The 13,775-nt window shown below is 71.7% G+C and carries 16 protein-coding genes; 7 read left to right on the top strand and 9 right to left on the bottom strand.

The genetic code is table 11. The annotated features are described in order from the left end of the window. Positions 1 to 91: 91 nt before the first annotated feature. Entirely contained in the window at positions 92 to 898 is an 807-nt protein-coding gene (locus ACUY4T_RS00660; RefSeq protein ID WP_446016970.1) for a DedA family protein, read from the top strand. A 120-nt stretch (positions 899 to 1,018) separates the two neighbouring features. Continuing rightward, a complete protein-coding gene (locus ACUY4T_RS00655) occupies positions 1,019 to 1,267 on the top strand; it encodes a hypothetical protein (protein WP_446016969.1) in 249 nt (82 codons plus the stop codon). 16 nt (positions 1,268 to 1,283) lie between these two features. On the opposite strand, the gene ACUY4T_RS00650 is transcribed toward ACUY4T_RS00655, so the two are convergent. From ACUY4T_RS00650 to murI, 6 genes are all read right to left on the bottom strand, one after another. Continuing rightward, positions 1,284 to 2,183, bottom strand: a complete 900-nt coding sequence (locus ACUY4T_RS00650) for a hypothetical protein (protein ID WP_446016968.1) — start codon at positions 2,181 to 2,183, stop codon at positions 1,284 to 1,286. Then, the gene (locus ACUY4T_RS00645) at positions 2,183 to 2,548 is read right to left on the bottom strand and encodes a PadR family transcriptional regulator (protein WP_446016967.1); all 366 of its coding nucleotides are present in this window, start codon (positions 2,546 to 2,548) and stop codon (positions 2,183 to 2,185) included. The genes ACUY4T_RS00650 and ACUY4T_RS00645 overlap by 1 nt, the downstream gene beginning before the upstream one ends. 91 nt (positions 2,549 to 2,639) lie before the next feature. Next, on the bottom strand, positions 2,640 to 3,569 hold the full coding sequence (locus ACUY4T_RS00640) for a cation diffusion facilitator family transporter (RefSeq protein WP_446016966.1): 930 nt from the start codon (positions 3,567 to 3,569) through the stop codon (positions 2,640 to 2,642). A 105-nt stretch (positions 3,570 to 3,674) separates the two neighbouring features. Next, positions 3,675 to 4,298 carry an RdgB/HAM1 family non-canonical purine NTP pyrophosphatase gene (gene rdgB / locus ACUY4T_RS00635; RefSeq protein ID WP_446016965.1) on the bottom strand — a complete coding sequence of 208 codons (624 nt, stop codon included), beginning with the start codon at positions 4,296 to 4,298 and terminating at the stop codon, positions 3,675 to 3,677. A 12-nt stretch (positions 4,299 to 4,310) separates the two neighbouring features. Beyond that, positions 4,311 to 5,072, bottom strand: a complete 762-nt coding sequence (rph, locus tag ACUY4T_RS00630; protein WP_446016964.1) for a ribonuclease PH — start codon at positions 5,070 to 5,072, stop codon at positions 4,311 to 4,313. Further along, positions 5,069 to 5,944 (bottom strand): glutamate racemase, encoded by an 876-nt coding sequence (gene murI / locus ACUY4T_RS00625; RefSeq protein WP_446016963.1) that lies wholly within the window; start codon positions 5,942 to 5,944, stop codon positions 5,069 to 5,071. Before murI ends, rph begins: the two co-directional genes overlap by 4 nt. Positions 5,945 to 5,989: 45 nt before the next feature. Here murI and ACUY4T_RS00620 point away from each other — a divergent pair, with 45 nt between their 5' ends. Beyond that, positions 5,990 to 7,309: a nicotinate phosphoribosyltransferase gene (locus ACUY4T_RS00620; protein ID WP_446016962.1), complete on the top strand. Its 1,320-nt coding sequence runs from the start codon at positions 5,990 to 5,992 to the stop codon at positions 7,307 to 7,309. Positions 7,310 to 7,318: 9 nt separating this feature from the next. On the opposite strand, the gene ACUY4T_RS00615 is transcribed toward ACUY4T_RS00620, so the two are convergent. Genes ACUY4T_RS00615 through ACUY4T_RS00605 form a run of 3 tightly spaced genes read right to left on the bottom strand, consistent with a single transcriptional unit; the run spans position 7,319 to position 10,413 of the window. Continuing rightward, positions 7,319 to 7,606, bottom strand: a complete 288-nt coding sequence (locus ACUY4T_RS00615; protein WP_446016961.1) for a DUF3039 domain-containing protein — start codon at positions 7,604 to 7,606, stop codon at positions 7,319 to 7,321. A gap of 21 nt (positions 7,607 to 7,627) precedes the next feature. Then, positions 7,628 to 9,202 carry a hypothetical protein gene (locus tag ACUY4T_RS00610; protein ID WP_446016960.1) on the bottom strand — a complete coding sequence of 525 codons (1,575 nt, stop codon included), beginning with the start codon at positions 9,200 to 9,202 and terminating at the stop codon, positions 7,628 to 7,630. After that, complete coding sequence (locus ACUY4T_RS00605; RefSeq protein WP_446016959.1) at positions 9,178 to 10,413, bottom strand: ABC transporter ATP-binding protein; 1,236 nt, start codon at positions 10,411 to 10,413, stop codon at positions 9,178 to 9,180. The genes ACUY4T_RS00610 and ACUY4T_RS00605 overlap by 25 nt, the downstream gene beginning before the upstream one ends. A 112-nt stretch (positions 10,414 to 10,525) precedes the next feature. On the opposite strand from ACUY4T_RS00605, the gene ACUY4T_RS00600 reads away from it, so the two are divergent. The 4 genes from ACUY4T_RS00600 to ACUY4T_RS00585 all read left to right on the top strand — a co-directional run bounded on the left by ACUY4T_RS00600 (position 10,526) and on the right by ACUY4T_RS00585 (position 13,763). After that, a complete protein-coding gene (locus ACUY4T_RS00600; protein ID WP_446016958.1) occupies positions 10,526 to 11,344 on the top strand; it encodes a hypothetical protein in 819 nt (272 codons plus the stop codon). A 93-nt stretch (positions 11,345 to 11,437) separates the two neighbouring features. Continuing rightward, on the top strand, positions 11,438 to 12,130 hold the full coding sequence (locus tag ACUY4T_RS00595) for a phosphocholine cytidylyltransferase family protein (protein WP_446016957.1): 693 nt from the start codon (positions 11,438 to 11,440) through the stop codon (positions 12,128 to 12,130). A 95-nt stretch (positions 12,131 to 12,225) separates the two neighbouring features. Beyond that, positions 12,226 to 13,023, top strand: a complete 798-nt coding sequence (locus ACUY4T_RS00590) for an ABC transporter permease (protein WP_446016956.1) — start codon at positions 12,226 to 12,228, stop codon at positions 13,021 to 13,023. Beyond that, the gene (locus ACUY4T_RS00585; protein WP_446016955.1) at positions 13,023 to 13,763 is read left to right on the top strand and encodes an ABC transporter ATP-binding protein; all 741 of its coding nucleotides are present in this window, start codon (positions 13,023 to 13,025) and stop codon (positions 13,761 to 13,763) included. Before ACUY4T_RS00590 ends, ACUY4T_RS00585 begins: the two co-directional genes overlap by 1 nt. Positions 13,764 to 13,775 lie beyond the last annotated feature (12 nt).

Raw genomic sequence — 13,775 nt, 5'->3', positions numbered from 1 at the left:
GATCGCGTGGAGGCATCCGCTCGGTAGACTGCACGGACACGAGGACGCCGGGAGCCCCGGCGATCGCCGTGTCCATCGACAGGAGCCGTCCGTGATCCACACCGCGCTGATCCCCTGGCTGGATCCCGAGACGATCATCGCCGGCGCGGGCCCGTGGGCGCTGCTGGTGGTCTGCTTCATCGTCTTCGCCGAGACGGGCCTGCTGGTCGGGTTCCTCCTTCCGGGCGACACGCTGCTCATCATCTCGGGGCTGCTCGCGCATTCGACGCCGGAGCTGCCGAACGGGGTGTTCGGGGTGCCCGCATGGCTCGTCGCGCTCCTCATCGGGCTCTCGGCGTTCGTCGGCGGCGAGGTCGGCTACGAGATCGGCCACCGCGGCGGACCACGCGTGTTCGAACGCAAGGAGAGCGGCGTCTTCAGCGTGAAGAACGTCGAACGCACCAACGCGTTCTTCGAGCGCTTCGGTGGGCTCACGATCATCCTCGCCCGCTTCGTGCCCATCGTGCGCACGTTCGCGCCGGTCGCTGCGGGCGTCGGCCACATGCAGCGCGGCCGGTACTCGCTCTACAACTTCATCGGCGCGGTCGTCTGGGGCTTCGGGCTGACGATGTTCGGCTACCTGATCGGCTTCATCCCGCCAGTCGCGTACCTCGTCCGCGAGTACATCGACGTGATCCTGCTCGTGGCCGTCGGCGGCACCGCTGCCGTGACGGCCTGGCACTACTTCCGCGAGCGCGCCAAGGCCCGCCACGCGGAGCAGGCCGGCGAAGACGTCGTCACCGACGAGGATGAGGCCGAGGAACTGGTCCTCGACCCCGACGTGTTCGACCGCCCGCCGCACTTCGACGGAGACCACCCGCACCACGGCGACGAGCACCCGCCGCACGACGGTCGCTGAGCCGCCGCCGTCGGCTCGGCGGCGGCGGCGGCCGCCGTGCGAAGGTATATCGCATTGCGATATAGCGCCGCACGATCTAGGCTTCCGACTGCGGCGGATGCCGCATCGGAGGTGGTCGGGATGACCGAACGCAACGGACGCACGTGGTGGATCGCCGGCGCGGTCGCCGGCTTCGCGGTCGGCGCCCTGTCATGGGTGCAGTCGATCGGCTACTGGATCCAGCGAGGCTCGGGCGCCGCCGAACCGGCGTTCCTGTTCATCGATCACGACGGGCCGAGCGTGACCGGGGCACTGCTCGGCACCGTGTTCCTGGCGACCGGCGCGTTCTGCGCGGTCATGGCCGCTCGCGGCTCGCGACGCCCGACCTGATCGGCGGGCGCGACCCTCAGGCGGGATGGGGTTCGCTCCGGCGCACCCGGTCGCCGGTCGGCGCGGGGGTGACCGCCAGCCCCACCGCGAGCAGGACCGATGTCGCGGGGACCAGCCACACGGCGACGACCATCGCGGGACCGCGGAGGAATGCCTCCATGGGCGCGCCGCTGGCGAATCCGATCAGGGCCACGCCCAGCAACAGGACCAGGCTGCCCGCGACCGCGAGCGGCGCGAAGCTGAGGGCACCGAGCGCGCGGGTCCGAACGGCGATCACGCCCGCGGCGATCAGCACCCCGAGGATCGCCAGGAAGCCCGGGCCGACGAGGATTCCGCCGACGAGGTCGAACGCGTCCCGCAACGCCACGCTCGGCAGGACGTACCCGAACATCGCGGCGCCCCCGAGGCCGACCATCGTGCAACCGGCCACGGCCGCGATGCGCAGGGTCGACGCGGTCGCCGCAGTGGCGGCGGAGAGGCGGCGCACGAGCGCGACGAGTCCGATGGCGGTCAGCAGGGCTCCGACGAGGACGATCGTCGGATGCACGGCGACGTCGCTCGAATCGAACCCGACGGCCGCGCCGGTCTGGCGGACGAGCCCCCAGAAGCCGTAGCTGGAGTAACTGGCGATGACCATGGGCAGGCCGATCGCGGTCGCGATGCCGGCTCCGAGGCCGGCGAGGTTGACGTGCATGACGGACTCCTTCCGTGCGTGTTCCCGCATCGCCGCAAGCATCACGTCGACGACGATCCGCGTCCGCGCCGATCGCGCCGACGCGGCGCCCTGCGACTGCGCCTCGCGGACGGTGTCGCGGGCGAGCACCCGGATCTCCTCTCCGTACTCGGAGCGGAACTCCCCGGGCAGCATCAGCATCGCGGCGCCGAACAGGCGCCCCTCGATGCCGGTCGTGGACATCAGGCCTCGCCCCACCCCGTGAGCAGTCGCTTCAGGGCCGCCTGGCGGGCGAGGGCCGCGACGCGCGCGGCCTCTGCGGCCGCGACGCGCTCGCCGAGGCCGGTGATGCGGTAGTACCTGCGCCGTTCGTCGTCGAGCTCCGGGTCGACCCGCGTGGCCGCCTCCTCGATGAGCCCGAGCGCTCGGAGGCGCTTGATCGCCCCGTAGAGCGTGCCGGGCGCGAGCACGACCGAACCCTCCGTGCGTTCGCGCACCTCGCGCATGATGCCGTACCCGTGCCGCTCGTCGTCGGCGAGCGAGAGCAGGATGTGGAAGACCGGCTCGCTCAGCGGCAGCAGGTCCTTCGGCTGGGTGTCGGCGGTCATGCGCTCCTCGATCGTCCGATGTATCGATCTGCGGTATATCGCGCCACGATACATCTGACGGCGATCTGCGTCAAGGGCCGGTCCCCGTGCCTCACGCGTGCGTCGTCGACTCGCGGCGTCCGTGACCCGACGGCTCGAGCTGGAAGGTCGAGTGCTCGACGTCGAAGTGGTCGTCGAGGCATCCGCCGAGCTCGTCGAGCAGCGCACCGACCCGGCCCTCGGCGAACACGGCGGGTTCGACCTCGACGTGCGCGCTGAAGACGTGGGCGCCGGTCGTGATCGCCCAGACGTGCACGTCGTGCACGGCGACCACGCCACCCGTGCGGAGGATGTGATCGCGGATCTCCGCGACATCCGTCTCGGCCGGCACCGACTGGCTGAGCACCCGCATCACGTCGCGCAGCAGCAGGAGCGCCCGCGGCACGATGAGCCCGGCGATGAGCAGTGATGCGATCGGGTCGGCGGCGTCCCACCCCGTGACGAGGATCACGACGGCCGCGGCGATCACCAGCACCGAGCCGATGGCGTCGCCCAGCACCTCGAGGTAGGCGCCGCGGAGGTTGATCGACTGCGCCGCGCCGCCGCGCAGCACCAGGAGCGCCGCGATGTTCGCGAGGAGCCCGACGATAGCGATGACGAGCATCGGGCCGCCCGCGACCTCGTGCGCCTCCCCCGACGCACCCGAGGCGAGCCGCCCGATCGCGCCCGCGGTCACCGCGACCGCGACGACGACGAGCACCACGCCGTTGAACAGCGCCCCGAACACCTCGAAGCGACGGAAGCCGTAGGTCTGCCGGTCGTTCGCGGGACGCGCGGCGACGATCGCCGCGCCGAGGGCGACCACCAGGCCGAGCAGGTCGCTCGTCATGTGCCCGGCGTCGGCGAGCAGCGCGAGCGAGCCGGTCAGCAGGCCGCCGACGAACTGCACGACGACGAACGTCCCGATGATCGCGATCGCGATCCCGAGCCGTCGCCGGCCGGCGGCGTGCGCGTCGGCGGCATGGTCGTGCGAGTGTCCCATCCCCTCAAGCGTAGGCACGGATGGTGCGCCCCGCCGGTGATGGGAATGAGACCCGTTCTCGCGGCCCGTCCGGTGCGGTCGGTCCGCGCACGCGCGGAGACGGACTCAGGCGCTTCCTGCGACGCGCTCCAGCTCGGGCAGCAGCGCCCGGAACGCGCGTGCGCGGTGGCTGTGCGCGTTCTTCACCTCGGGCGCGAGTTCGGCCGCCGAGACCTCGAACCCGTCCGGCAGGAAGATCGGGTCGTAGCCGAACCCGTTGACGCCCGCGCGCTCGGTCGCGATGCGCCCCGGCCAGGTGCCGACCGCGGCGAACTCGTACGGCTCGCCCCCCGCGGCATCCGGCACCACCAGCGCGATCGTGCAGTGGAAGTGCGCGGTGCGATGCGGGTCGCGGAGGTCGGCGAGCTGCGCGAGCAGCAGCTCGAGGTTCGCCTCGGCGCCGCGGCCGGGGCCGGCCCAGCGCGCCGAGAAGATGCCGGGTGAACCCCCCATCACGTCGACCGCGATGCCGGAGTCGTCGGCGAGGGCGATGCGACCGGTGTGGGATGCCGCGGCGCGCGCCTTGATGAACGCGTTCTCGTCGAACGACGTGCCGTCCTCGACGGGCTCCGGCCCGTCGTACGGCAGCACGGTGATGCCCGGGAACTCGGCGCCGAGGATCTGCTGGAACTCGGCGACCTTGTGGGCGTTGTGCGTGGCGAGGACGACCTCGAGCTCGCGCTGCGACATCCGCTCGCCGCCCTACTCGCCGCCGAGGGACGCCTCGAGCGCGGCGCGCTGGATGGCGGTGAGCTCGCTGGTGCCCGCGAGCGCGAGGTCGAGCAGCCGGTCGAGCTCGCTGCGGTCGAACGGCGCGCCCTCGGCGGTGCCCTGCACCTCGACGAAGAGGCCGCGGCCGGTGGCGACGACGTTCATGTCGGTCTCGGCGCGCACGTCCTCGACGTAGGCGAGGTCGAGCATGGGGGTGCCGTCGATGATGCCGACCGACACGGCCGAGACGGTGTCGATGAGCGGCGTCGCCTTCTGGCCGATGAACTTCCTCCCGCGCGCCCACTCGATCGCGTCGGCGAGCGCGACGTACGCGCCGGTGATCGCGGCGGTGCGCGTGCCGCCGTCGGCCTGGAGCACGTCGCAGTCGATCTGGATCGTGTTCTCGCCGAGCGACTTCATGTCGACGACGGCCCGGAGGCTGCGGCCGATGAGCCGGCTGATCTCGTGCGTGCGTCCGCCGATGCGGCCCTTGACCGACTCGCGGTCGTTGCGCGTGTTCGTCGACCGGGGCAGCATCGCGTACTCGGCGGTGATCCAGCCGGTGCCCTTGCCGGTCATCCAGCGCGGCACGCCGTTGGTGAAGCTCGCGGTGCACAGCACCTTGGTCTGCCCGAACGAGATGAGCGCGCTGCCTTCGGCGTGGGCGCTCCAGCCGCGCTCGATGACGACGTCGCGGAGCGCGTCGGGCGTCCGTCCGTCGGCGCGGGTGATGGCGGCGGTGGGGTCGGTCACGGGGTTCTCCTGTCGGTGACGGATGCGGCGGGGTCGGCCGTGCCGCGCAGGCGGGGGCCGGGAAGCGTGAGGGCGCCGGTCTGCACGAGCTCGACGCTCGGGATGTCGGGGCCGATGAGGCGGTGCGCGAGGTCGAGGAACGCGGCGGACGAGTCGCCCGTCGCCTCGAACCGGTGGCGCGGGGGCGTCGGCGTCCGGCGCTCGAGTCCCCGGGAGACGAGCACGCGGTAGACGTCGTTGGCGGTCTCGACGTCGCTCGAGACGAGGCTCACGCCGTCGCCCATGACGTACGAGATCGCACCCTTGAGGAACGGGTAGTGCGTGCAGCCGAGCACCAGCGTGTCGACGCCCGCGGATCGCAGGGGCGCGAGGTACTCCTCGGCGACGGCCAGCACCTCCGGGCCGGTGGTGACGCCGGACTCGACGAACTCGACGAATCGCGGGCACGCCGCCGAGAACAGCTCGAGGTGCGGCGCGGCCGCGAAGGCGTCGTCGTAGGCGCGGGACTGGACGGTGCCGGCCGTGCCGATCACCCCGACCCGACCCGTCCGGGTCGTCGCGACGGCGCGCCGCACGGCGGGCTGGATGACCTCGACCACCGGCACGTCGTAGCGTTCGCGCGCGTCGCGGAGCATCGCCGACGACGCGGTGTTGCACGCGATCACGAGCATCTTCACGCCCTGCGCGACGAGGTCGTCGAGCACCGCGAGCGCGTAGCGGCGGACGTCGGCGATCGGCTTCGGCCCGTAGGGCGAGTGCTCCAGGTCGCCGACGTAGAGGATCGCCTCGTTGGGGAGCTGGTCGCGCACCGCGCGCGCGACGGTCAGCCCGCCGACGCCGGAGTCGAAGATCCCGATGGGTGCGTCCGTCACGGTCATCCAGCCTAGATGAGCGGATGCCGCGGCTAGGCTGGCACCGTGACCGGGTCTGCTGCGCTGCTCACCGACCGCTACGAGTTGACGATGGTGGATGCCGCGCTGCTCGACGGCACCGCCCATCGCGAGAGCCTGTTCGAGGCGTTCGCCCGGCGCCTGCCGGACGGCCGCCGGTACGGCATCGTCGCCGGCACCGGGCGCCTGCTCGAGCTCATCGAGCGCTTCCGCTTCCACGACGACGAGCTCGAGTTCCTGCGCGAGCACCGCGTCGTGCGCGACGAGACGCTCGACTGGCTGGCCGACTACCGGTTCCGGGGCGACATCTGGGGGTATCGCGAGGGCGAGGCCTACTTCCCCGGCTCGCCGCTGCTGACCATCCAGGCCTCGTTCGCCGAGGCCGTCATGCTCGAGACGGTCGTGCTCTCGGTGCTGAACTACGACTCGTCGGTCGCGAGCGCCGCCGCGCGCATGGTGTCGGTCGCACTCGGCCGCCCGGTGGCCGAGATGGGCTCGCGCCGCACGAACGAGGGTTCGGCGATCGCCGCGGCGAGGGCCGCCTACATCGCGGGGTTCGATGCGACCAGCAACCTCGAGGCGGGCCGCTCGTGGGGAATCCCGACGATGGGCACCGCGGCGCACGCCTTCACGCTGCTGCACGATTCCGAGGAGGCGGCGTACCGGGCGCAGGTCGAGGCGATGGGCGCCGGGACGACGCTCCTCGTCGACACCTACGACATCGAGCGCGGCGTGGAGACCGCGGTGCGCGTCGCCGGAACGGGGCTGGGCGCGGTCCGCATCGACTCGGGCGACCTGCCGACGGTCGCCGCCGCCGTGCGGGAGCAGCTCGACGGGCTCGGCGCGGTCGACACCCGGATCACGGTGACGAGCGACCTCGACGAGTACGCGATCGCGGCGCTCGCGAGCGCACCCGTCGACGCGTACGGGGTCGGCACGTCGGTCGTGACCGGCTCGGGCTTCCCGGCGGCGGGCATGGTGTTCAAGCTCGTGGCCCGTCGCGGCGACGACGACGCCTGGGTGAGCGTCGCCAAGGCGTCGACGCAGAAGCTCAGCGTCGGCGGACGCAAGAACGCGGCGCGCCGGCTCGACTCGACGCGCACGGCTCGCGAGGAGCTCGTGTTCGTCGGCGACGGCCCCGGCGGGCACGAGGAGTTCGAGGCGGGCGACGAGTTGCGCCCGCTGATGGTCCGGCTCATGCACGAGGGCAGGGCGGATGCCGCCTACACGGGCCACGCGGGCGTCGTCGCCGCGCGCGCGCACCGTGCCGAGGTCATGCAGGAGCTCCCGGTCGAGGCGTTCCGCCTCGGTCGCGGCGAGGCGGTCATCCCCACCTCGTACCGCTGACCCGAGGGGTCAGCCCTTCCGCAGCCGCTCGTAGATCTCCTTGCAGGAGGGGCACACGGGGAACTTCTCCGGATCGCGGCCCGGAGTCCACTTCTTGCCGCACAGCGCCCTGACGGGCTTGCCGGTCACCGCGGACTCGAGGATCTGCTCCTTCTTGACGTAGTGGGAGAAGCGCTCGTGGTCGCCTGGTTCGATGGTCTCCTCTTCGAGGAGCTTCTCGAGTTCGCGGTCGAGCACCGTGGTGCCCCCGCCGGGCGCGTCGGGATCGGCGATGCTCGCCTGCACGGGACGGATCATGGGCACGAGTCTACGCCGGGCTCAGGCCCGGACCGCCGCCTGCAGGATCTCGGGGCTGCGCCGGGTGAACACCCGGCCGCCCGCCAGCACGCCGACGACCAGCGTCAGCAGGCCGAGCGCCACGCCGGCGGCGAGCGACGCCATGTGCCACTCCGGGTCGACGAGGATGCCGAGCCCGGCGAAGACCACGGACGGGGCCGCGACGACCAGCGCGCCGAGCATCGTCACCGACTGCACGAGCGCGGTCACCGTGCCGCTCGACTGCGGCTGCTGGAAGGGGCTGTCGCCCGGCTTGACCACCGGATACGGCAGCGCCGCCGAGGTGATCGAGCCGATGCCGAGCCCCGCGAGCAGGAGCGCCGTGCTCACGCCGAGCAGCGACGGGAGCAGGCGCCAGTCGTCGAGGATGAAGACGGTGACGGCGCTGCCGAGCCCGATCACGAGGATCCCCGCGATCAGGACCGGGACGAGCCGCCCGGCCCGGTCGGCGGCGCCCCGGACGCCGGATGCCACGTGCAGCCAGACCGCGGTGCTGTCGAAGGCCGTGTCGTTGTGCAGGCTCCAGCCGAGCAGCAGGCAGACGAGCGGCACCGGGATCAGCGCCAGGTACGTCGGCGGCACGCCCGCGACGGCGAGCGGGAGGATCACGAGGATCGGGGTGACCGGCACCATGACCAGCGACACCCAGTAGCGCGCGTCGCGGAACCAGTACGTGATGCTGCGCGCGGCGATCGCGCCCGTCGCCCCGTGCGGCATCCGGCCGAACCAGCCGAGGCCGTGGTACGAGCGCGGGGCCGCCTCGCGTCCCGGCGTGACGAGCATCTTGGCGACGAGGCGATCCCAGGCGCGCCATGCCAGCCAGGCCGTGGCCGCCGCGATCGCGAGCTTGACGAGCGCGGGTCCCCACTCGCCGGCGGAGGCGTCGCCCGGCACGGCGAAGGCGGCACCGAGCGGGGTCCACGACAGCACCTCGGCGATCGTCGCCACCACCTGACGTCCGGAGACCGCCCAGTCGATCGTCGCGAGCGCCACCAGGATCGGGGCGAGCATGACGACCAGGAGCACGCCGATCACGCTTCCGACCTCGCGCGCCCGGCGGGTCTCGAGGAGCAGGCCTGCGATCCCGGCGGTGAGACGGGCGGCCAGCAGGCACGTCGCGAATGCGAGCACGGCCGAGACCAGCGCGAGGAGCGTCTCGAAGACGCCGCGCGACCAGGTCACCACGGTGCCGGCCAGCGCGATGGCGAGGGCCAGCGCAGGCACGCCGATGGCCGCCGCCAGCGCCAGGCCGAGTGCGAGCGTGCGGTCGGGCACTCCGAAGAGCGCGAACCTCCGGGGATCCATCGTGTCGTCCACGCCGAACACCAGCGGCACGAGCAGGAACCCCACCACGACGGTCGAGCCCCCGAGCACGAGCACGTCGCGGAGGAACTCGACGTCATCGCTCGCGCGCTGACCCGTGAGGAACAGGAAGATCACCAGGGCGGCGCCCAGGCCGTAGATCAGGCCGACGACGATCCCCACGACCTGCAAGGGGCTGCGACGGAAGATGTTCCGGAGCAGCCGCAGCTTCAGTCGGAGAAACTGTGCAACCATTCCAACCCCTCCGCTGCCTTGCGCCCGCCGGCGAGTTCCACGAAGCGGTCCTCCAGGGTCTGGCCCCGACGCACCTCGTCGAGCGTGCCGGATGCCAGGACCCGGCCGCCGACGATGATGGCCGCCGAGTCGCACACCCGCTCGATCAGGTCCATGCTGTGGCTCGAGAGCAGGACGGTGCCGCCGCCGGCGACGTACCGCTCCAGGATGTCGGTCAGGTTGGCGGCGGACACCGGGTCGACCGATTCGAACGGTTCGTCGAGCACGAGCAGGCGCGGCGAGTGGATCATGGCGCAGGCGAGCGCGATCTTCTTCGTCATGCCGGCCGAGTAGTCGGCGACGAGGCGGTCGAGGGCGTCCTCGAGCCCGAAGGCGGCCGCGAGGTCGGCGCTGCGGTCGAGCACCGTCCGGTGGTCGAGCCCGCGGAGCGAGCCCGAGTAGTAGAGCAGCTCGGACCCGGTGAGGCGGTCGAACAGGCGGAGGCGGTCGGGCAGCACCCCGGTGGCGCGCTTGGCCGCTCGGGGGTCCTTCCAGACGTCGATGTCGTTCACGTGCACGCTGCCGGCGTCGGGGCGCAGCAACCCGGTGACCATCGACAGCGTGGTCGTCTTGCCGGCGCCGTTCGGGCCGACGATGCCGTAGAACGACCCGGCGCGGATGTCGAGGCTGATGGCGTCGACGGCGGTGGTGTCGCCGTAGCGCTTCACGAGCCCCTGGATGCCCAGCACCCGGGGCGCGTCGACGGGCGCGCTCCGCGCCACCCGCAGCGTCCGTTGCGTCCGCTTCGCGGATGACGGCGTGCGCGGCACCGGGATCACCGAGACCCCCCGTTCACCGCCGACCGCGCGATCCGATCCGTCGGCGTCGACGACGGCGAGCGGCACCGGGTCGTCGGCTGCCGGCGTCTCCGGCTCGGCGTCGTCGGCGCCCGATGCCTCGGCGGGGGCGTCCTCCTGCGTCTCGTCCCCCGGCTGGGCCGTCTCCGGAGCGGTCGTCTCCCGCTCGGCCGTCTCCGGCTCGGTCGCCGTAGAAGCTGTGGTCGCCGTCTCGGTCGTCTCCGCCTCGGTCGCCTCCGGAGCGGTGGTCGCCGCCTCGGTCGTCTCCGGAGCGGTCGTCTCCGGAGCGGTCGTCTCCGGCTCCGCCGAGGTGGGGGCGAGGTCCGGACCCGACCTGCGCGGAGGGCGCTCCGCCTCGGTCGTGTCGGTGGTCACCGCCGCGGCCACGCGCTGGCGGGCGTTCGCCCGGCTGCGCGCCTCGGCCGCGCGCTCCTTCGCCTGGGCGAGCGAGACCGCCGGCGTTCGGGTCGACTTCGACGCGCCGCGCTTGGCGGCCGCGGTCGTCGAGGTGGTCCGCGCCGCCGCCGTGCGCTTCGAGGTCGTCGGCGCCTCGGATGCGTCCGGCTCGGCGTTCGGTGCGGGCTCGTCCGAGGAGCGCGCCGCGCGGCCACGGGACGACGGGGTCCGCGGCGCCGGGCGGGGCTTCGGTGCGGTGGGCTTGGGAGCGGTCTCGGCCGATTCGACCGGCTGGACCGCGCCGGCTGCCGCCTGGCCGGCCTCGTCGCCCGGAGTCGCGGGCGCCGGGCGCTCGGCCTGGCTCGGACGCTTCGCCGCCGCGGGCTTCTTCGCCGCGGCCGGCTTCCTGGTCGTCGCAGGCTTCTTCGACGCAGCCGTCTTCCCGGCCGCGGCGGGCTTCTTCGTCGCCGCAGGCTTCTTCGCCGCCGCAGGCTTCTTCGCCGCAGCGGGCTTCCTCGTCGCGGCGGGCGTGGCCGCGGCCGCCGTGTCATCGGCGGATGTGGCAGGGGTCGATGCCGACGACGTCCGCTTCGCGGAGGCCTTCGGTCGTTCGGGTCGCGCTGCGCCGTCGCTCCCGGCTGCCGACCGCGCGGACGTCCCCCTTTCGGCGGACACCCCCGTGCCGGTGCTTTCTGGAGTCTCGTCGTCAGAGCCCGATCGCGAAACGGAAGTCACCACGACAACCTACCAAGTCGGTTCGCCGGCGCCTCCGAATCCCCTCCGCGCCGCGCCGCGCGGGGCCCGCGCGCAAGGCTGGGCGACCGCTGGGGATCAGGTCACGAAACCGCCACGACCGATCGACGGACTAGGGCTCCGGGGGCCTGACCGGGTATTCTGTCAGTCGGCATAACGGCGTGTCCACAGAACAACTTCCGGATGAACTCCTGGCGAACTCGCCGTGGACTCGGGCGCGTCGCCTCATCCGATCGATGAAGGAGATGCAGTGACCACCCAGATCGTGATCCTCGCAGCCGGCATGGGGAGCCGGCTCGGGCGAAGCCTCCCCAAGCCGCTCACCGAGCTCAGCGACGGCCGCACGATCATGGGTCAGCAGTTCGACAACATCGCGCACGCGTTCGGCCGCAACGCCAGCGTGACCATCGTCGTGGGCTACAAGCTCGAGCACATCATCGAGGCGTTCCCGCAGGCGTCGTTCGTCTACAACGAGGAGTACGACCAGACGAACACCTCGAAGTCGCTCATGCGCGCCCTGCAGGCCTCGCAGCCCGGCGGCGTGCTCTGGATGAACGGCGACGTCGTGTTCGACCCGCGCATCCTCGACCGCGCGCTGCCGCTCATCGCGCGCGACCAGTCCTTCGTGACGGTCAACACCGCGAAGGTCTCCGACGAAGAGGTGAAGTACACCACCAGCGCCGAGGGCTACATCAAGGAGCTCTCCAAGACCGTCAAGGGCGGTCTCGGCGAGGCGGTCGGCATCAACTACATCTCGAGCCGCGACAAGGCGACCCTGCTCGGGCACCTCGCACGCGTCGGCGACCAGGACTACTTCGAGCGCGGCCTCGAGCTCGCCATCGAGCAGAACGGCCTCCTCGTCGAGCCGATGGACGTCTCCGACCTCTACGCGGTCGAGATCGACTTCGCCGAAGACCTGGAGCGCGCCAACCACTTCGTGTGACCTGCGCACCCCCGACAGCGCGAGAAGCGGATGCCATGCGGCATCCGCTTCTCGCATGTCGGGGCCGACCCCGCCGGGCATCTACGATGAATGCCATGAGCTACGCCGACGCGCATCCGTTCTCGCGGACCGCGTGGTCGGAGTACCGCCACTCGCTCTGGCTGCTCACGACGCGCGACCTGAAGGTCAGGTACACGACCTCGGCGCTCGGCTACCTGTGGTCGATCCTCGACCCGCTCGTGATGGCGGCCATCTACTGGTTCGTATTCACCCAGGTGTTCGACCGGCTCGTCGGCACCCAGCCGTACATCGTCTTCCTGCTGGCCGCGCTGCTGCCGTGGATGTGGTTCAACGGTGCGGTCTCCGACTCCACCCGCGCGTTCCTGAAGGACGCGAAGCTCGTCCGCTCCACCAAGCTCCCCCGCACCATCTGGGTCAATCGGATCGTCCTGTCCAAGGGCATCGAGTTCGTGTTCGCCCTGCCGGTGCTGGCGCTGTTCGCGATCCTCTACGGCGCGGGCGTCGGGTGGCAGCTCGTGTTCTTCCCGCTGGCCGTGGTGATCCAGGCCGCGCTCACCGCCGGCATCGGGCTCATCGTCGCCCCGCTGGTCGTGTTCTTCCGCGACCTCGAACGGGCGACGAAGCTCGTGCTCCGGTTCCTCTTCTACGCCTCGCCGATCGTGTACGGCATCTCCAACCTTCCCGAGGCCCTGCAGTTCTGGGCCGCCTTCAACCCGCTCACGGGCATCTTCAGCCTCTACCGCGCCGGGTTCTTCCCCGGCGAGCTCGACTGGTTCGCGGTCTCCGTCTCCGCGGCGATGTCCGCGGCGTTCCTCGCGATCGGGATCTGGGTGTTCCGCAACTCCGAGCGCCAGGTGCTGAAGGAGATCTGATGGACGAGACCGCCATCCGCACCGCCGACCTCGGCATCCGCTTCCGTCGGAACCGTCGCGGCCGCCGCACGTTCAAGGACCTCTTCTCCCGCAGCCGGCGCAAGATCCGCCCCGACGAGTTCTGGGCCCTGCGCGAGGTCAGCGTCGACGTGCGTCCCGGCGAGGCCATCGGGGTGGTCGGCCGGAACGGCCAAGGCAAGTCGACGCTGCTCAAGCTCGTCGCGGGGGTCCTGATCCCCGACGAGGGCTCCGTCGCCGTCCACGGCGGCGTCGCCCCGCTCATCGAGATCACGGGCGGGTTCGTCGATGACCTCTCGGTGCGCGACAACGTCTACCTCACGGCCGGATTGCACGGCATGACCCGTGCCCAGATCGACGCGAAGTTCGACGACATCATCGGGTTCGCCGAGATCGGCGACTTCCTCGACACGCCCTACAAGCACCTGTCCAGCGGCATGAAGGTCCGGGTGGCGTTCGCGGTCGTCTCCCAGCTGGACGAGCCCATCCTGCTCGTCGACGAGGTGCTCGCGGTCGGCGACAAGGCGTTCCGCGAGAAGTGCTACCGGCGCATCGAGGAGCTGCTCGCCAGCGGCCGGACGCTGTTCTTCGTCTCGCACAACGAGCGCGACCTCCGCCGGTTCTGCACGCGCGGGCTCTACCTCGATAAGGGCCGTCTGGTGCTCGACGGTGCCATCGACGAGGTCATCGACCGGTACAACGCCGACTACGGCACACGCTGACCGGGCCCGTCA

This window comes from Agromyces arachidis, from assembly GCF_052805135.1.
Note: the sequence above shows the minus strand (reverse complement) of the source record. Positions and strands in the feature narration are given on the sequence as shown.